This is a genomic window from Pseudoduganella albidiflava, from assembly GCF_004322755.1.
Lineage (GTDB): Bacteria > Pseudomonadota > Gammaproteobacteria > Burkholderiales > Burkholderiaceae_D > Rugamonas > Rugamonas albidiflava.
Genome location: NZ_CP036401.1, coordinates 590,621 through 608,495, shown reverse-complemented (window position 1 = coordinate 608,495; position 17,875 = coordinate 590,621). Strand labels below are relative to the sequence as shown.

The 17,875-nt window shown below is 68.7% G+C and carries 16 protein-coding genes and 2 tRNA genes; 13 read left to right on the top strand and 5 right to left on the bottom strand.

The genetic code is table 11. From position 1 onward, the window contains the following. Positions 1–3: 3 nt before the first annotated feature. From EYF70_RS02640 to EYF70_RS02630, 3 genes are all read left to right on the top strand, one after another. Complete coding sequence (locus tag EYF70_RS02640) at positions 4–735, top strand: AAA family ATPase (RefSeq protein ID WP_131148857.1); 732 nt, start codon at positions 4–6, stop codon at positions 733–735. A gap of 115 nt (positions 736–850) precedes the next feature. After that, a complete protein-coding gene (locus EYF70_RS02635) occupies positions 851–1,351 on the top strand; it encodes a MarR family winged helix-turn-helix transcriptional regulator (protein ID WP_131144010.1) in 501 nt (166 codons plus the stop codon). Continuing rightward, a complete protein-coding gene (locus tag EYF70_RS02630; RefSeq protein WP_131144009.1) occupies positions 1,348–2,202 on the top strand; it encodes a CPBP family intramembrane glutamic endopeptidase in 855 nt (284 codons plus the stop codon). The genes EYF70_RS02635 and EYF70_RS02630 overlap by 4 nt, the downstream gene beginning before the upstream one ends. A 50-nt stretch (positions 2,203–2,252) precedes the next feature. Here the strand turns inward: EYF70_RS02630 and queG are convergent, their stop codons facing one another. Then, the gene (queG, locus tag EYF70_RS02625; protein WP_131144008.1) at positions 2,253–3,341 is read right to left on the bottom strand and encodes a tRNA epoxyqueuosine(34) reductase QueG; all 1,089 of its coding nucleotides are present in this window, start codon (positions 3,339–3,341) and stop codon (positions 2,253–2,255) included. A gap of 49 nt (positions 3,342–3,390) precedes the next feature. Between queG and tsaE the strand changes: the two genes are divergently transcribed. The 3 genes from tsaE to EYF70_RS02610 are packed head-to-tail and all read left to right on the top strand — an operon-like array spanning position 3,391 to position 6,035. Then, positions 3,391–3,867, top strand: a complete 477-nt coding sequence (tsaE, locus tag EYF70_RS02620; protein WP_174800384.1) for a tRNA (adenosine(37)-N6)-threonylcarbamoyltransferase complex ATPase subunit type 1 TsaE — start codon at positions 3,391–3,393, stop codon at positions 3,865–3,867. Next, positions 3,831–5,231, top strand: a complete 1,401-nt coding sequence (locus EYF70_RS02615; protein ID WP_131144007.1) for an N-acetylmuramoyl-L-alanine amidase — start codon at positions 3,831–3,833, stop codon at positions 5,229–5,231. Before tsaE ends, EYF70_RS02615 begins: the two co-directional genes overlap by 37 nt. A 9-nt stretch (positions 5,232–5,240) precedes the next feature. Further along, positions 5,241–6,035 carry a D-hexose-6-phosphate mutarotase gene (locus tag EYF70_RS02610; RefSeq protein WP_131144006.1) on the top strand — a complete coding sequence of 265 codons (795 nt, stop codon included), beginning with the start codon at positions 5,241–5,243 and terminating at the stop codon, positions 6,033–6,035. A gap of 195 nt (positions 6,036–6,230) precedes the next feature. Here EYF70_RS02610 and EYF70_RS02605 read toward each other — a convergent pair whose 3' ends face one another. Both EYF70_RS02605 and EYF70_RS02600 read right to left on the bottom strand, forming a co-directional pair. Further along, a complete protein-coding gene (locus EYF70_RS02605) occupies positions 6,231–7,250 on the bottom strand; it encodes a carbonic anhydrase (protein WP_131144005.1) in 1,020 nt (339 codons plus the stop codon). Between the two features lie 82 nt (positions 7,251–7,332). Further along, positions 7,333–7,959 (bottom strand): VTT domain-containing protein, encoded by a 627-nt coding sequence (locus EYF70_RS02600; protein ID WP_371861700.1) that lies wholly within the window; start codon positions 7,957–7,959, stop codon positions 7,333–7,335. 157 nt (positions 7,960–8,116) lie between these two features. Between EYF70_RS02600 and EYF70_RS02595 the strand changes: the two genes are divergently transcribed. From EYF70_RS02595 to EYF70_RS02570, 6 genes are all read left to right on the top strand, one after another. Next, positions 8,117–9,016 (top strand): peptidylprolyl isomerase, encoded by a 900-nt coding sequence (locus EYF70_RS02595; RefSeq protein ID WP_131144003.1) that lies wholly within the window; start codon positions 8,117–8,119, stop codon positions 9,014–9,016. Further along, on the top strand, positions 9,013–9,783 hold the full coding sequence (locus EYF70_RS02590) for a hypothetical protein (protein WP_131144002.1): 771 nt from the start codon (positions 9,013–9,015) through the stop codon (positions 9,781–9,783). Before EYF70_RS02595 ends, EYF70_RS02590 begins: the two co-directional genes overlap by 4 nt. A gap of 83 nt (positions 9,784–9,866) precedes the next feature. Next, on the top strand, positions 9,867–11,777 hold the full coding sequence (gene mutL / locus EYF70_RS02585; protein ID WP_131144001.1) for a DNA mismatch repair endonuclease MutL: 1,911 nt from the start codon (positions 9,867–9,869) through the stop codon (positions 11,775–11,777). A gap of 5 nt (positions 11,778–11,782) precedes the next feature. Then, on the top strand, positions 11,783–12,730 hold the full coding sequence (miaA, locus tag EYF70_RS02580; RefSeq protein WP_131144000.1) for a tRNA (adenosine(37)-N6)-dimethylallyltransferase MiaA: 948 nt from the start codon (positions 11,783–11,785) through the stop codon (positions 12,728–12,730). Positions 12,731–12,872: 142 nt separating this feature from the next. Continuing rightward, positions 12,873–12,949: transfer RNA gene (locus tag EYF70_RS02575), tRNA-Met, on the top strand. Between the two features lie 76 nt (positions 12,950–13,025). Further along, positions 13,026–13,102 (top strand) — tRNA-Met (locus EYF70_RS02570). A 69-nt stretch (positions 13,103–13,171) separates the two neighbouring features. On the opposite strand, the gene EYF70_RS02565 is transcribed toward EYF70_RS02570, so the two are convergent. Beyond that, positions 13,172–13,933, bottom strand: a complete 762-nt coding sequence (locus EYF70_RS02565; RefSeq protein WP_131143999.1) for a hypothetical protein — start codon at positions 13,931–13,933, stop codon at positions 13,172–13,174. Positions 13,934–14,093: 160 nt separating this feature from the next. Between EYF70_RS02565 and EYF70_RS02560 the strand changes: the two genes are divergently transcribed. Next, the gene (locus EYF70_RS02560) at positions 14,094–14,348 is read left to right on the top strand and encodes a hypothetical protein (RefSeq protein WP_131143998.1); all 255 of its coding nucleotides are present in this window, start codon (positions 14,094–14,096) and stop codon (positions 14,346–14,348) included. A 217-nt stretch (positions 14,349–14,565) separates the two neighbouring features. Here the strand turns inward: EYF70_RS02560 and EYF70_RS02555 are convergent, their stop codons facing one another. Next, positions 14,566–17,574, bottom strand: coding sequence for a PEP-CTERM sorting domain-containing protein (locus EYF70_RS02555; RefSeq protein WP_131143997.1), 3,009 nt, complete (start codon positions 17,572–17,574; stop codon positions 14,566–14,568). Between the last annotated feature and the right edge of the window lie 301 nt (positions 17,575–17,875).

The window sequence follows — 17,875 nt, the reverse complement described above, 5'->3', positions numbered from 1 at the left end:
GCGATGTCGCCCGCGTTCGCGATCAGCATGGCGCTGCTGCGCGACACGGTGCCGGACTTCGAGCGCTATCCGTTCTCGCTGCCCGCGGTGCGGCACCTCGACAAGCTGACCTTCCATCCCGCCGTGACGTTCATCGTGGGCGAGAACGGCAGCGGCAAGTCGACCCTGCTCGAAGCGCTGGCGGTGGCGCTGGGCTACAACGCCGAAGGCGGCAGCCGCAACTTCAACTTCGGCACGCGCGCCTCGCATTCGCAACTGCACGAGCATGTGCGCATCGCGCGCGGCTACCGGCGGCCCCGTGACGGCTACTTCCTGCGCGCCGAGAGTTTCTTCAACGTGGCCACGGAGGTGGAACGGCTGGGCATCCCGCTGGACTCCTACGGCGGCCGGCCGCTGCACGAACAGTCGCACGGCGAATCGTTCATGGCACTGCTGACGCACCGCTTCGGTGGCCAGGGCCTGTACCTGCTGGACGAACCGGAAGCGGCCCTGTCGCCCCAGCGCCAGCTGGCCGCGCTGGCGCGCATCCACCAGCTGGTGAAAGGCGGTTCGCAATTCATCATCGCCACCCACTCGCCGATCCTGATGGCCTATCCGGATGCGCGCATCTACGCCTGCCTGCCGGACGGCTTGCGCCGCACCGACTACGAAGACACCGAGCATTACCAGGTCACGCTGGACTTCCTGCGCAACCCGCGCCGCATGCTCGACACGCTGCTCGGCGAGGAACCGTGAGGGTGAGGCGGCGGTAATGGTGGCAATGGGGGTGACGATGATCGCCCTGCCCGGTCCGGCCGTAGCCCCAAAAAAATTTATTGAAATACATAAGCGCTTATGTAAATATGGCCGCATGAAACAAGGACTCGGCACCCAGTTGCGCCACCTGATCGAATTGCTCGATGGCGCCGTGGCCGCTTCCTACGAGGAAGCGGGGATCGACTACCGTCCGCGCTATACGCCGGTGATGCGCGCACTGGCCGAAGGCACGCCCCGCAGCGTGGGCCAGATCGCCGAAGCGGCCGGCATCACGCAGCCGGCCGCCACGCAGACGGTCGCGCTGATGCAGAAGGAAGACCTCGTGACGACCATGCCTTCGCCGGCCGATGCGCGCCAGAAGCTGGTCCGGCTGTCGGCGCGGGGGCAGGCCCTGCTGCCGCGCCTGCAGCAGTGCTGGGCCGCCACCAGCGCCGCCGCGGCCAGCCTCGATGCGGACTTGCCGTACCCCTTGTCCACCACGCTGGCGCAGGCGATCGACGCGCTGCGACAGCAATCCTTCGGCGCGCGGATCCGTGCCGCGCGTGTCCGGCTTTCGCCGGTCCCTCCCTTGCACGACCACCAGGAGAAATCATGAGTACCGCATCGTTTTCGGCCCCCTCCCGCCCCTCGCTGGGCAAGCGCCTGCTCGCCAACGGGTTCGTGCGCACCCTGCTGGGCATCCTGGCGGTGCTGGTGCCCATGAGCGTGGCGCTCGGCCTGTCCGAAATCGTGCCCAAGCCGTACCGCCTCGGCTGGCCCTTCCTGCTGGCGGCCGCCGCGATCGTGGCCGGCTACCGGTTCTACGTGCGCAAGATCGAACGACGCGAGGTGACGGAACTGGCGCTGCCGGGCGCCCGGGCCGAGCTGCTCAACGGCCTCGGCATCGGTGCGCTGCTGATGCTGGCGTGCAGCGTGCCGCTGCTGGCCGGCGGCGTCTACACATACACCGGCCTGGCGCACTGGAGCGCCGTGCTGAAGCCGCTGCCGGAACAAGTATTCGTGGCTTTCATGGAAGAGATCCTGTTCCGCGCCGTGCTGTTCCGGCTGCTGGAAAAGGCCTGGGGCACGTCGATCGCGCTGGCGGTGTCGAGCCTGGTCTTCGCCGCCGCCCACCTGCCGAGCGAGCACATCAGCACGGTCGGCGTGCTGGCCACGGTGGCCGCCTCGGCCGCGCTGTCGGCCGGCTACATCGCCACGCGCCGGCTGTGGGTACCGATCGGCATGCACTTCGCCTGGAACTACCTGTTCGATGCCGTGCTGTCGATCCCCGTTTCCGGCCACGCGGCGCGCGGCTGGATCCAGGTCACCGCCAGCGGCCCCGAATGGCTGAGCGGCGGTGCCTACGGTATCGAGGGCTCGGTCATCACCATCGCGGCCTGGGGCGGTGCCGCCATCGTGCTGCTGCTTGCCGCCCGCCGCAAGGGGCAGTGGCTGCCGCGGCCCTGACGCCAGCCGTGCAGCAAGTCAGCCGTGGTACAAGTCAGCCGTGCTACAAGTCAGCCGTGCCGGGCCAGCGCCCAGGCCACGTGCTCGCGCACCAGCGCCGACGGATGGTCCAGGCGTGAACGCAGCGCGGCGAGGATGGCGGCATCGCCGCGGGCGCCCAGCGCCGCGGCGTTGCCGAGGCCGACGGCCAGGTTGCGCAGCCACCGCTCATGGCCGATGCGGCGGATCGGGCTGCCTTCCATGTTGCGGTTGAATTCTTCTTCGCTCCAGCCGAACAGCGTGATCATCGAGGCATGGCCCAGGCCATGGCGCTCGTCGAAATCCGGCAGCGTGGCGCGGCCGGCGAACTTGTTCCAGGGGCAGGCGGTCTGGCAATCGTCGCAGCCGTACACGCGGTTGCCCAGCAGCGGCCGCAGGTCTTCCGGGATGCTGCCCTTCAGCTCGATCGTCAGGTAGGAAATGCAGCGGCGCGCATCGAGCCGGCCGGGACCCAGGATGGCGCCGGTCGGGCACACCGTGATGCAGGCGCTGCACGCGCCGCAGTGTGCTTCCGTGGGCGGGTCGACCGGCAGCGGCAGGTCGACGAGGATCTCGCCCATGAAGAACATCGAGCCGGCCTCGCGGTTGATCAGCAGGGTGTGCTTGCCGCGCCAGCCCAGGCCGGATTTTTCCGCCAGCGGCAATTCCATCACCGGCGCAGAATCCGTGAACACCCGGTAACCGAATTCGCCTACCTCGCTGCGGACGCGGTCGGCCAGCTGCTGCAGGCGCGCGCGCAGCACCTTGTGGTAATCCCTGCCCCGCGCGTACACGGAAATCACGGCAGCCTGTGGATCGGCGAGCCGGGCCTGTTCCCGCGCACGCCAGCCGGCATCGTGCGACGCCGGCAGGTAATCCATGCGCGCCGTGATCACCCGCACGGTACCTGGCACCAGCTCGGCGGGGCGGGCGCGCTTCATGCCGTGCGCCGCCATGTAGTCCATCTCGCCGTGCATGCCGGCGTCGAGCCAGGCCTGCAAGCCCGCCTCCGCCGCCGCCAGGTCGATGTCGGCGATGCGCACTTCGGCGAACCCAAGTTCGCGCCCCCACCGCTTGATGGCGGCGGCCAGGGTGGACAACACTTCGGGAGAAAGGGACATCGGGCGGTACAATGGCGGCAGCAATCCACCATTTTATGCGATCCCACCCATGAAAGCCCACCTGCGCGATGAAAGCCACACGCACGCCCTCGGCGTTTCGCTGGCGCGCGCCCTGCTGCCCGGCCTGTCGATCCACCTGCACGGCGACCTCGGCGCCGGCAAGACGGCGCTCACGCGCGCGCTGCTGCACGCGGCCGGCCACGCGGGCACCGTGAAGAGCCCCACTTACACCCTGTCCGAACCGTACCGGGTCTCGCTCGACGGCCAGCCCGTCAACGTGATCCACTACGACCTGTACCGCATGGGCAGCCCGGAGGAATTCCTCGACGCCGGCTTCCGTGAAGACTTCGACGGCCACAATATCTGCATCGTCGAGTGGCCTGAAAAAGCCGAAGGCGTACTGCCGCCGCCCGACCTGAGCGTGACGCTCGGCGTGGCCGGCGACGGACGTGATGTAGAATTGCAGGCGTTCTCCGCATTAGGTTTGTCATGCCTGCAACGCCTCCACTTCCCCCAGATCCTCTGATCGCTCCTTCGCGCGGCCGCACCCGCCGCACCTTGCTGAAGGCCGGCGGCACGCTGCTGCTGTCGGTCCTGGCGCCGCTGCCGGCCCGCGCCGCGCAGATCCTGGCCGTGCGCGTCTGGCCGGCGGAGGACTATACCCGCGTCACGCTGGAAAACGACGCCGAGCTGAAGACCTCGCATTTCATCGTCAAGGATCCGGAACGCCTGGTGGTCGATATCGAAGGCCTCGACCTGAACCCCGAGCTGAAGTCGCTGGTGGCGAAGATCCAGTCGAACGACCCGTACATCCGGCAGGTGCGCGTGGGCCAGAACCGGCCGGGCGTGGTGCGCCTGGTGTTCGACCTGAAGGAGCATATCCGCCCGCAGGTGTTCACGCTGGCGCCGGTGGGCGAATACAAGCACCGCCTGATCTTCGACCTGTATCCGGTGCACGAGGTGGACCCGATCGCGGCCATGATCGAAAAGGGCGAATGGTCCAGCGACGGCGTGCCCGTGGGCCAGCCGCAGGTGGCCGAGCAGCACCCTGCCCCGGGCCTGCCGCTGCCGGACAACCGGCTGCCCGCGCCGGGCGTGCCGTCCGAGGCGGTGCCGCGGCCGGACATCGCCAAGGTGGAACCGCACAAGCCGGAAGCGCCGAAGAAAGCCGACAAGCTGGTGCGCATGCTGACGATCACGCTCGACCCCGGCCACGGTGGCGAGGACCCCGGTGCGATCGGCGGACGCGGCAGCCGCGAAAAGGATATCGTGCTGGCGATCGCCAAGCGCCTGAAGGAAAAGCTGGAACAGCACCCGAACATGCGCGTGATGCTGACGCGCGATGGCGATTACTTCGTCCCGCTCAACAAGCGCGTGGAAAAAGCCCGCAAGGTCGATGCCGACCTGTTCGTCTCGATCCATGCCGATGCCTTCGTCAAGCCCACCGCGCGCGGCTCCTCCGTGTTCGTGCTGTCGGAAAAAGGCGCCAGCTCGTCGGCGGCACGCTGGCTGGCGAACAAGGAAAACCAGGCCGACCTGATCGGCGGCGCCCAGTCGGGCGGCGGCGATCCGCAGCTGGCCAGCGTGCTGTTCGACCTGTCGACCACGGCGCAGATCAACGACAGCCTGAAGGTGGGCAAGGCCGTGCTGCAGCAGATCGGCGGCATCAACCGGCTGCACAAGAACGCCGTCGAACAGGCCGGCTTCGCCGTGCTGAAGGCGCCGGACATCCCGTCGATCCTGATCGAGACGGCCTTCATCTCGAACCCGGAAGAAGAAGCGCGCCTGCTCGACAACAATTACCAAGACCAGATCGCGGACGCCATCGTGAAGGGCATCCGCTCGTACTTCGCCAAGAACCCGCCGCTCGCCAAGAACCGGCTGACCTGAGGATCCCGCATGCAAGAGACAACGTTCGGCCAGCTCCCGGCCGTGAGCATCACCGCGCCCGACGGCGCGCAAGCGACCATCGCGCTGTACGGCGCGCACCTGGTGTCGTGGCGCACGGCCGATGGCCGCGAGCGCCTGTTCATGAGCGAAGCCTCGCCGCGCGACGGCAGCGCCGCGATCCGCGGCGGCGTGCCGGTGATCTTCCCGCAGTTCTCCACCCGCGGCCCGGGCCAGCGCCATGGCATCGCCCGGCTGTCGCACTGGCGCCTGGGCGATCATGGCAATGACGCCACCACGGCCTGGGCCGAGTTCCTGCTGACGCAGGAGGACGTGCCGGCCGAACTGGCGCGGGGCTGGCCGCACGCCTTCGCGCTGGCGCTGCGCTTCACGCTGCGGCCCGACGGGCTCGAGATGCGCTTCCACGTCCGCAACACGGGCGGCGAACCGTTCGATTTCGCCTGCGCGCTGCACACCTATTACGCCGTCGACGCCTTCACGGGCACGGTGCTCACCGGCTTGCCGGACACGTCGCCGCTGAACTTCGGTCCGCCGCTGGACAACGTCTATCCGGCTCCGGCCGGGCTGACCCTGCAGCCGGGCACCGGTACCGTGCAGCTGGCACAGCAGGGATTCACCGAATTTGTCGTGTGGAACCCGGGGGCCGAGGCGGCTGCCAGGCTGACCGACCTGCGGGACGACGAATGGCAGCGCTTTGTCTGCATCGAACCCGCGCGGGTCGACCAGCAGCCGCTGGCCGCCGGTGCCGACTGGACCGGCGTGCACACCATCACGGTGGCCCCGTAACAAAGCCGGTCCGGCAAGCGCCGGACAAAAAAGACGGGCGCATCGCTGCGCCCGAATACTACCCTCACTGAAAACAGCCGCTTCACCCGCATCGATCTGCCGCCTGCCGAGCCCGTGTCAGCGTGCCTGACACCCTGACACGGGCTCGGCAGCAAGATGGCCTACTGCGATTCCTTGCCTACTGCGATCCCTTGCCTACTGCGATTCCTTGATCATCCGCCCCGCGGCCGCCTGCACCGGCCGGGCATTGAGCGGATACAGCCGCGAGAACAGTGCCATCTGCTCGGGCGAGGCCTGCACCGGCTCCTTCATCACCAGCCACAGCACGCCTTCCGTGCAGGGCGGCTCGGTCAGCGAGCCCATGTAGGTGTAATAGTCGCGCCGTTCCGGCAGCAGGTCGTTCGGGTTGAACACGATCGACGGCGTGAAGGTATCCTTCTTTTCCAGCGGCAGGTTGTTCCACACGGTCTGGATCGCCGCCTGTGGGCGGCCCCGCTGCAGCATCAGGGCCAGCACCGCGATGCGCCCTTCGATATCCTTGTGCACCAGGTGGATGCCCATCTCGTAGGTCTTGCCGTTGACGCGTTCTTCCGCCGGGCGGTGGAAATGCAGCTGCTGCAGCTCGTAGGTGCGTCCGGCCACGGACAGGAAATTGCCGGTGCCCAGCGCCACCTGCACGGTATGGCCGTTGTCGGTCACGGAAAAGCCGGACGGGCGGTAGTCGAAGGCGATCTGTTCCAGGTCGACCTTGATGCCGTCGCGGATATCGATCGGCGACTGGCGTTCGCCGCCATTGCACTTGTTCCAGGCGGCGTTGATCTTGCTCCAGTTGGCGGGCCCGAACTCGCCTTCGTACGTCCAGAAGGTGCCGTTGGCGGGCGGCGGCTGGGCGGGCACGTAGGCGGCTTTCGCGGCATGTGCCTGCGCCTTTCTCGCCCGGGCGGCGGCCGCGGCGCGGGCGGCCTGGTTGGCTTTCATCTGCGCCAGCCGCTCGGCGATCCTGGCCGACAGCTCGGCTTCGGCCTGCTCTTCCTCCTCGCGCGCCGACAGCTTCCTGCCCGGCTTGCCCGGCTTGGCCTTGGGATTGCCGATGCCCATGGCATCGTCGCGCGCGGGCGAAGACGGCTGCACGCCGGCAATCCGGGACGGGGAATCGTTGGCACTTGCCGAGCCGAGGGCCAGGCAGCACGCGGTGAGGGCAAGCAGCTTGCGCATGTCAATCCGGGGCAGAAAACAGAATTGCCCCGGTTAACGGATGCCGTACGGAAAAACTTGAGGTTTTTTTGCTTGAGAGAAATCAGCGGCCCAGCATGCGGCGGCTCATCTTCCACAGGCCGCCCAGCGCCACCGGGACCACGGCCACGCCCACGCCGATCAGCACGATCGTGGTCAGGTTGTCGCGCACCAGCGGCATGTTGCCAAAGAAGTAGCCGGCCGTGCACAGCGACCCGACCCACAGCACGGCCCCGGTCACGTTATAGAGCTGGAAGCGGGCAAAGGTCATGTCCGACACGCCGGCCACGAATGGCGCGAAGGTGCGCACCACTGGCACGAAGCGCGCCAGGATGATCGTCTTGCCGCCATGCCGCTCGAAGAAGTTGTGGGTGCGCTGCAGCGCATCGCGGTTGATCCAGCGGTAGTTGTGGGTAAACATGCGGTTGCCGATCGCTTCGCCGATCCAGTAATTGGTGGTGTTGCCGATCACCGCGGCGGAAATGAGCAGGAAGATCAGCAGCCCCAGGTGCATGTGGCCGGTGGCGCAGAAGGCGCCGGCAATGAACAGCAGCGTATCGCCGGGGAAGAAGAACAGGACCACCAGGCCCGTCTCGCAAAAGATGATGGCAAACAGGATCGCGTAGACCAGCGTGCCGTACTGCGCAATCAGCGTGTCCAGCGCCTTGTCGACGTGAACCAGCATTTCCATCAAGTGAACGAATTCCATAGTAGTCCTGTAAGGTTGCGGCGGGAATCATACACCAGCCCATTGGGGGAAATTCTTGCCGGCGCAACAAAGTTTTCAATAAATCAGTTTTAAAGATTACAATTTTTCAGCCCGCCCGGGCAAGCATCCAGGAGATCCGATGACCCGCTGGCCCCTCTATTTACTCGCATCCCTCGCCGCCACGCCACTGGCGGCGGCAGAACTGCCGCCGAAAGCGTCGGTCGCCGACGTGATCAAGGCATCGGCCAGCGCCGAATGGCGCCCGCTCGACCCGGCCAGCACCCTGTACCTGGAACTGCCGGCGGGCCGCGTCGTCATCGAGCTGGCGCCCGTGTTCGCGCCAAGGCATGCCGACAACATTCGCGCGCTGGTGCGCGACGGCTATTTCGACGGCCTGGCGATCCTGCGCGCGCAAGACAATTTCGTGGTGCAGTGGGGCGACCCGGACGAAGCCAATCCGCGCCCGCTGAAAACGGCCAGGGCCAAGCTGGACGGCGAATTCACGGTGCCACTGAAAAACGTCAGGGAATTCACGCGCCTGCCCGACCGCGACGGCTATGCGCCGCAGGTGGGCCATTCGAACGGTTTCCCGTCCGCGCGCGATCCGAAGAGCGGCCAGGCCTGGCTGGCGCACTGCTACGGCATGGTGGGCGTGGGGCGCGACGTGGGCGCCGACAGCGGCAACGGCAGCGCCCTGTACGCCGTGATCGGCCAGGCGCCACGCCAGCTGGATCGCAACATCACCGTGGTCGGCCGCGTGGTCGACGGCATGCCGCTGCTGTCGGTGATGCCGCGCGGCCCCGGCGCGATGGGCTTTTATGAGGACCCGGCCCAGCGCGTGCCGATCCGCTCCGTGAAGCTGGCCGCCGACGTGCCAGAAGCGCAGCGCAGCAAGCTCGAAGTGATGCGCACCGACTCGGCCAGCTTCAAGGCGGTGGCCGAAGCGGCGCGCAACCGCGGCGGCCCGTGGACCAAGGTGGCTGCCGGCCACGTCGACCTGTGCAACGTGCCGATCCCGGTGCGCCAGCAGGGTTCGTGACGGCTGCCGCCTCGTTGCGGCATCGCTCCCGCGCCGCCGGCCTCGGCCTGGCGGCCGGCCTGCACGCGGCCGTCATCGCCGTGCTGCTGGCGGACGCGGCGCGCCCTCCGGCGCCGCCCGCGGGCCAGGCCCGGGCCTTCCTGCTGGTGCCATTGCCCGCCCCCCGGCCGGCGGAACCGCCACCGGCCGCGCCGCGCCGTGATCCGCCGCCGGCACGGCAGCACCGTGCCGCGGCGCGGCCGCCCGCCAACTCCCCGGTGCCGCCCGCTTTGCAGCCCGCTTTGCAGCCCGCTTTGCAGCCCTCATTGCAGCCCTCTTTGCAGCCCTCTTTGCAGCCCACTTTGCCGCCGCTGGCCGGTGCCATCACGCTGCCGCCGCCAGCGGCGCCAGTCGACCCGGCCGCGCCGGTGGCCCCGGCCGATCCGTTCGGGGCACCGGCCGCGCAGCCGTCCCTCGCCGAACGCGCCCGCAGCAGTGCCGGGAAAATCGCCCGCGAACTCGCGCAGGAATCGGGGCAGCGCCCGCAGGAACCGCTGGCGGCCAGGCGCAACCGGCATTTCGACCGCCCTTACGAGCGCGGCATGCACGGCTTCACCGAGGATCGCTACGTGTCGCCCGACGGCACCAGCGTGATCCGCCGGAAGAGCGCCGGCAAGGTGTCATGCTATATGCCCGAGCCTTACCAGCTGCGTGCCATTCCCCGTTCGAGCTCGAGCGAACAGCGCATCCACTGCCCGCCCGACAACGCCGGGTGGCAACGGCACTGATGCCGCGCTAATGCAGGGCTGGTGCGGCGCCGGTGGGCCCAGGTGCCGGAGCTGCGGCGCCACTCCGGTATAATTTCGCCACCATGAACGCCCCGATTCCGCCCCGCCCGATCCGGGCTCTTCCCGACCAGCTCATTTCGCAAATCGCCGCCGGCGAGGTGGTCGAGCGGCCGTCCGCCGTGGTCAAGGAGCTGCTGGAAAACGCGCTGGACGCGGGCGCCAGCCAGATCACGATCCGCCTCGAGGAAGGTGGCGTCAAGCGTATCTGCATCACCGACAACGGCAAGGGCATTCCACCGGAGCAGATGCCGCTGGCGCTGGAGCGCCACGCCACGTCGAAGATCGCCTCGCTGGACGACCTGGAAAACGTCGGCACGCTGGGCTTTCGCGGCGAGGCGCTGGCCTCGATCGCCTCGGTCGCGGTCGTCACGCTGACCTCGCGGACGGCCGACGCGGCCCATGCGTGGGAACTGCAGGGCTCTCACCTGGGCACGGTCGTGCCATCGTCCGGCGCGCCGGGCACCACCGTCAACGCGCAAGACCTGTACTACAACACGCCGGCGCGCCGCAAGTTCCTGAAGTCCGAGCAGACCGAATTCGGCCACTGCGCCGAAGTCGTACGGCGCATCGCGCTGGCCCGGCCGGACGTGGCGTTTACGCTCACGCACAACGGCCGCACCGTGGACCACTGGATGGCCAGCGACATGGCCAGGCGCAGCGCGCAGATCCTCGGCGAAGCGTTTGCCGAGGCGCGCATCGCGATCGACGAAGCGTCCGGCGTGCTGCGCCTGCATGGTTTCGCCGGCCTGCCGACCGCCTCGAAGGCGCGTGCCGATTGCCAGTACTTCTATGTCAACGGCCGCTTCGTGCGCGACAAGCTGCTGGTGCACGCGGTGCGCGCCGCCTATGAAGACGTGCTGCATGGCGACCGCTTCCCTTCCTATGTGCTGGCGCTGGAGCTGGATCCGGCGCTGGTGGACGTGAACGTGCATCCATCGAAGATCGAAGTACGCTTCCGCGACAGCCGTGCCGTGCACCAGTTCGTGTTCCACGCGGTGCAGCGCGCGCTGGCGCAAACTTCCGCCACGGCGCACGGCAATGTGCCCGCCCCACTGCCCGCCGCGCAGACGCTGGGCGGCGACGTTCCCCTCGGCGGCCACGCCTGGCGCCCGCAGCAGCAGACGTCGTTCGGCGCGATGATGAACCCCACCTACACGCCCACCTTCTCGCCTTCGCCCTTCGGATCGCGCGACGGCGGCGGCGTGGCGCAGAGCACGGAACGCTACGGCGCCCTGTTCGCCGACCCGCAGCCGCCGCGCGCAGCGGAACAGGCTGCGCCATACACGATGCCGCAGCCGACCAGCTACACGGCCACCGCGGCCGCGCTGGCGCACGAGGAATTCCCGCTCGGCTTCGCGCTGGCGCAACTGCACGGCATCTATATCCTGGCGCAGAACAGCAAGGGCCTGGTGCTGGTGGACATGCACGCCGCGCACGAACGCATCCTGTACGAGCAATTGAAGAACGCGCTGGATGCGCAGATCGCCGGCACCGACATGCAGGTGCAGGCGCTGCTGATCCCCGTCACGTTCTATGCCGACCCGGTCGAGGTGGGCACGGTGCAGGAACATGGCGACACCCTGGCGGCCCTGGGCTTCGATATCGCCGTGCTGTCGCCGACCACGCTGGCGGTGCGCGCCGTGCCCAGCCTGCTGAAGAACGCCGATGCGCAGACGCTGGCGCGCGACGTGCTGCGCGACGTGCGCGAATTCGGCGGCTCGCGCGTGCTGATCGAGCGCCGCAACGAGCTGCTCGGCACGCTGGCCTGCCACACGGCCGTGCGCGCCAACCGCATCCTGACCACGCCCGAGATGAACGCGCTGCTGCGCCAGATGGAAAGCACGGAACGCGCGGACCAGTGCAACCACGGCCGCCCGACCTGGGTGCAGGTTGAAATCTCCGCCCTCGATAAACTGTTCCTCCGCGGGCAGTAAGCTGCATGAACCAACACGCCAAGCGGCCGCTCGCGGTCGCCATCATGGGCCCGACCGCGTCGGGCAAGACAGCCGCCGCACTGGCGATTGCCGAACGCATTCCGTCCGAGATCATCTCCGTCGATTCGGCGCTGGTCTACCGCGGCATGGATATCGGCACCGCCAAGCCCACCCGCGAAGAGCGGGCCGCGGTGCCGCACCACCTGATCGATATCCTCGACCCGCTCGATGCCTATTCGGTCGCCCAGTTCCGCACCGATACGCTGCGCCTGGTGGCCGACATCGCCGCGCGGGGCAAGCTGCCGCTGCTGGTCGGCGGCACCATGCTGTACTTCAAGGGCCTGGCCGACGGACTGGACGACCTGCCCGGCGCCGATCCCGCCGTGCGCGCCGAACTGGAAGCCGAAGCGCAGCGCCTGGGCTGGCCGGCGCTGCATGCGCGGCTGGCCACGCTGGACCCGGCGACGGCCGCGCGGCTCAATCCGAACGATGCGCAGCGCATCGGCCGGGCGCTGGAAATCATCCGGCTGTCGGGCCAGCCCATGTCGGCCCTGCTGGCGCGGCGCGAAAAGGAAGCGCTGCCGTTCGAGCTGGTGTCGTTCGCGCTGGAGCCGAACGACCGCGCCGTGCTGCACGAGCGGATCGCGCGCCGCTTCGACATTATGCTGGAAGACGATGCGCTGATCGATGAAGTGGAAGTGTTGCGCCGGCGCGGCGACCTGCATCCCGGCCTGCCGTCGATGCGCTGCGTGGGCTACCGCCAGGTATGGGAATACCTCGACGGCCGCATCGGCTACCAGGACATGCGCGAGACCGGCATCATCGCCACGCGCCAGCTCGCCAAGCGCCAGCTGACGTGGCTGCGCGCCATGCCCGAGCGGATCGTGATCGATTGCCTGGCGCCCGACGCGGCCGGGCAGATCCTGGCGCGGCTGCCCGTGCCGCTCGGCTGAACCAGGCGCTGTTGCGTTCATGGCGCGCATTTGCGCTGCACGTCACTGATTTGCGCTATATTGTTCGATTGTCCATCCCCAGCGCGAAATTGGCGCTTTCCTTGACAGCGTGGGTGGCACCCGGCATAATGCCTGCCGTTGCGGTGATATAGCTCAGCTGGTTAGAGCACAGCACTCATAATGCTGGGGTCGGTGGTTCAAGTCCACCTATCACCACCACCAGAATTCAAGACGAATGACCTGACCGGCGACGGTTCAGGTCATTTTTCTTCAGGAACATCGTTGTACAGTTTGCGGTGATATAGCTCAGCTGGTTAGAGCACAGCACTCATAATGCTGGGGTCGGTGGTTCAAGTCCACCTATCACCACCAGATGTGAAAAAGCCGCCGGTCGCGAGACTGGCGGCTTTTTTCATTGTCCGGGCGGATGTTAAAAATCGTTCACCCGCGTGCACCCTGCGTGCTCTCCCCTACCATCTGCCGGTACACCGGCAATGCCCGCGCCGCGCAATCGAGCATCCGCCGCCCCACGGCAGCCTGCCGCGCGTCGCCACTGCGCAGCAGTTCGCGGCCCACCTTGTATTGCGATGGATAGTTGTGGTGCATCGCGGCGTAGAGGTCAATGCTCGACAGCGCCTTGTCCACCCTGGCGCGGCGCGGGTGCGATACGCCGGCCGCATCGCCGATGGCCGCGTACAGTGCGCCGATGTGATGTTCCTGCATCCATTCGAGCAGCGAAATCGTGCGGAACGGCGTGGCATCGTCCGGCGCCTGCTGGCCGTCCCGAGACAGGTACACCTGCACTTTCGCGAGCCAATTGCCATGCCGCGCCGCGCGGTGCAGGTCGCGCAGCATGGCCGGATCGCCGCGGCTGCCAGGCAAGCCGCGCAGATAGGCGTCGACCGCGTCCAGCAACGGTACCGGTCCCACCTCGGCGGGCAGCTTGCAGACGAAGCGGGTCGTGTCCTGGTAGGCCGCCACGTCCCGCATCGCCTTCTCCAGCAGCCGCTCGACACGCGCGTCGAGCGTTTCGGCGGCAAAACGCGGCGTCCCGCGTGACGGGCCGTGCCACGCGGCCGTCCGTACCGCCGCGTCGGCACCGCGCCGCTGCGATTGCACGGTGTCGCGCGGGTATTGCGCGGCCGAGTAGATCAGGCCGCCCGCCAGCAGCAGCAACACCGCCAAGGTTCCCTGGTTTTTCATGCATTCCCCCGTTGTTGGACTGTTCTGAATGCCACTCTAAGCGGGGCAGCAGGATGCGAAATTGCGGCAACGCAATTCCTATGAGCAATCATTGCTTCATCTCAGCAACAACATTCCCACCCGGCGGCAGACTGTGTGTTTTCACCACACAGGAGGAACCATGGTCGATCTGATGCCCCCCATCTCGCGCGTGATCGGCGAGCACCGCGCGCAGATTCTGCAGAAACTGGACGGCAAACCGGGAGAGTGGACAGTGGCGGCGCTGCAAAACCAGCAGGCGATGGATACCGTGATCGGCTGCTGCTATGAGCTGCTGCCCGGCCTGGTGCGGCTGGCCGTCAAGGAGCCGGCGTTCCGCACGTTCATGATGAACAACCGCGACCGCATCATCACGCAGCTGGTGCCGCCTGCCTGAGCAATACCCGCGCGGAAATGGACGGGCGGCCGAACGCGCCTGCCCGTCCTGACGCATCTTCAGCGCTGCCGGCGGCTCCAGGGCCGCCGATCGCGTGTCCAACCCGGCCAGCAGGCTATCTTTCGGGCTTAACCCGGCCTGGACGGCATTCCTGCCAGCAGGATGCACCGTCACTGTTCGCAAGGCCGCCATGGCGGCCCGTTTTGTCGCGCCCGTTTCAGGCAGCGTGCCATGCGCCCCGCTGATGGCTGTCACGGCGGTCCTGCGCCTTGCGCGCCGCCCGCCGCACCAGCAGCACCGACAGGCCCGCCAGCAGCATGATCCAGGTGCCGGGCTCCGGTATGGCTGTCACGCCGATCGCGTATTCGAAGCCGAAACCGCCGGCGTCGTTCAGCGTGAATCCGGTCGTCAGCACGAGCTCTTGCGCCCCCGCCGCCAGCATGCCCAGTGTCAGCGCATGATCGTCGAAGAACAGTTGCGCCTCCGCGACGCTGGTGAAGTCTTCCGAGAACAGTTCGGTGCCATTGTTGCTGACCGTGAATGACAGTGCCTGGAAGCCGGCACCTTGCGACATGGCCCCTGCCAGGCCAAGCACCAGCGTACCCTGCTCCGCCGTGGCGAACTGGAAGCTGGCCGAGGTCTCATACGTATAGGCACCGAACCCTTCGCCTTCCGCATCGCCGGCATAGTACGCGGCGCTGGCGCCGATGCCGATCACGCTGCCGGTTCCCAGGACACCGGCCACTTCCGGCTGGTCGGTCAGGACCCCGATGACATCGCCGGCGGTCGGCGCGGCGGTCGCGAACGACACGGCGCCGGAATATTCCATTGGCCACATCGGTTCACTGTAGGCACCCCCGACGCTGGCGGACGTGCCTGCGCCAGCGTAAGTGCGCCCCTTCGCCCTGGCGTACGTCGACACCAGCATGCCATCGCCGTCGGACGTGCTTTGCGCGGTCGCGGTGGTGATCTGCCCGGTGGCCCCGGCGGCGGCGTTATTGCTCGCGGCGCCATGGGCCCATGAGCGCGCCGTGGCGTCGGCCTTCGTGCCGGTGGCCGTGGCACCGGCACTGGCACTGCCGAAGCCGCCACGCGCTTCCGAGACCGCCACCGCATCGTTCTGCATCCATGCACTGCCACCGCTGGTGGCACTGGCATACGCCTGCGCGATACCGGCGGACTGGGCGAACGAGTGCGCTTCGGCCCGGCCACCCGGCGCCTGGTTGTTATAGCCGGCGCCGCCCCGGGCGATGCTGTTGCTGTAGGCCTGGTCCGCCGCCGATACCGATGCGCGGGCCAGCGCACTGCCGCCCATGCCGCTGGGGTACTCGGGGCCGCTGCCGCCGCCCCGTGCGATCGAATCGGCGGTGACATGGGCACCCGCCACGGTCGACGTCAGGTCGACCATGGTGTCGGCATTGCCGCCGCCCCCGCCAGCGACGCCGATGCCCCGTCCACCGGTGCCGCCCTCGGCGACGACATTGGTCCTGAGCAAGCTTGCACCGCTGTCGGTCAACGTCAGGTGCGACGATGCCGCCCCGCCGTCCGCCGCGAGTGCGTCGCTGGCGCCGCCTTCACCGCCAATCGCGGTTTGCGACATGAACAGGTCGCCGGTGGTGGAACCGCTGACGCTATCGACCAGGTTGACCGCTCCGCCGGCGCCCCCGGTCGCGCCAAGTCCACCGGCGCCGCCAGCCCCGCCCGTGACCGTGGCGCCCACGTTCACGGATCCCGAGGTCGACTGCCCGCTGGCGGTGGCGGTACCGGAGCCCCCCGCGCCGGCCTGGTTGCCGAAGTCGATGCCGTTGCCGCCCGCGCCGCCGGTCGCGGTGGCGAAACTGTAGACCAGCACGCCGCCGGTATCGACCGCGGTACTGCTGGCCTGGCCATTGCCGCCCGCCCCGCCGTTGCCGGACCGATGGTTGCCGCCCCGGCCGCCGGTCGCCTTGGCATCGGCGTAAGTGCGCGCGCTATTGCTGGCGTTGACCGCAGCCTTGCCGAGCCCCCCGGCGCCGGCCGTTCCCGCACCGAACTCGTCGCTCACGCTGCCACCGTCGCCACCGGTGGCCGTGCCGAACAGCGAAAGATTGGTTCCGCTGGCGTTGCGCTGCAGCGTCAGGTCGGCGATGCCGCCAGCGCCGGCGGCGGCATCGGCGCTGTCGCCGCCCCGGCCCCCGCGGCCCTCCAGCGACAGGATCATATTGCCGGGGGTACTGCCGGAAAACACGTTGGCGGCCGTCACCCCGGCACCCGCCCCGCCGGCGGCACCGGCCCGGCCGGCACCGCCATCGCCACCGGTGATGACCGCGCGCAACGAGACAGCGCCGCCGCCCGACGTGCCGGCCACCGTCACCGCGGCCGTACCGCCCGCGCCGCCCGTATTGCCGCTGCCGGCCGCTTCGCCGCCGCTGCCGCCACGCGCATTGCCGGTCAGCGACAGCAGGCCGCTGGTCCCGCCGGTGCCGGCCAGGGCGGCGGTGGCTGCGCCGCCCGCTGCCCCGCTGCCGGTGGCGAGGCCGGCCGAAGCCGCCCCGCCCTGCGCGGTTGCCGTGCCCGACACGCTGGCCGTACCCGCGACGGTCAGCAACGCATCGGCCGCCCCGCCGGCTGCCGACATGCCGCCGGCAGCACCGGCAAGCGCGCCCGCGTTGCCGCCGGTGGCGGTGGCGGTGGCCGTTACACCGCTGCCCCCTTGCGCGCTGCCCTCGACAATGGCGCCGGCGTATCCACCCTGGCCGGCCATGGCGCCCGCACCGGTCGCGGCACCGCTGCCGGCCGCACCCGGCTCGCCGGCGTTGCCGCCGTTACCGCCGAGCGCGATGGCGGTCGCGGTGGCGGCGCCGCCGGCCGGATGCGATCCCGCCGTGGCCTGGGCCGCGCCACCGGCGCCACCCGCACCGGCCGCGCCGCCGTCCTGGCCAGGGTCGCCGGCCGCGCCGTTGCCGCCCGCGCCACCAGCGCCGCCGGTTGCCGTGGCAACGTTGCTGTTGCTGTTATTCGGCCCGGAAGTGGCCACGGCCGGCTGGCCGGGTCCCCCCGCGCCACCGGGGGCACCGGGGATGGCCCCATGGGTGCCGGGCGTGCCGGGGTTGCCGGTCACCGTGCTGTCGGCGTAGGCCGGACCGGCCGCCACCGATAACAGCAGTGCCAGGAGAGGCAGCAAGGGTTCCAGCCGGCCACCGCGGGTGCGGCATGGCGGCAGGGTCGACGAAGTGGCGACGCGCATGATCCAGTTCCTTCACTCATTGAGCAATTCCGGAAATGCCCTTCACGCGGCACGGGCTTCCACCCTGTGCCGTGACGCTTCCGGCGCCGGGCACAAGGCGCCTGATGTCCTGCTTCATGCCGGCCCATGGTCGAGCCGCCCGGTGGCCAGTGTCTGGTGACCAAAGTCTGGTGGCCAAAGTCTGGTGGCCAAAGTCGGGTTGCCAAAGTCTGGTGGCCAATGTCCGATGACCAAACTCTGGTGGCCGGCGTCCGGTGTCCGATCCCTGGCCCGCAGAGTCGCGCGGCCAGGGTCTGCCGGC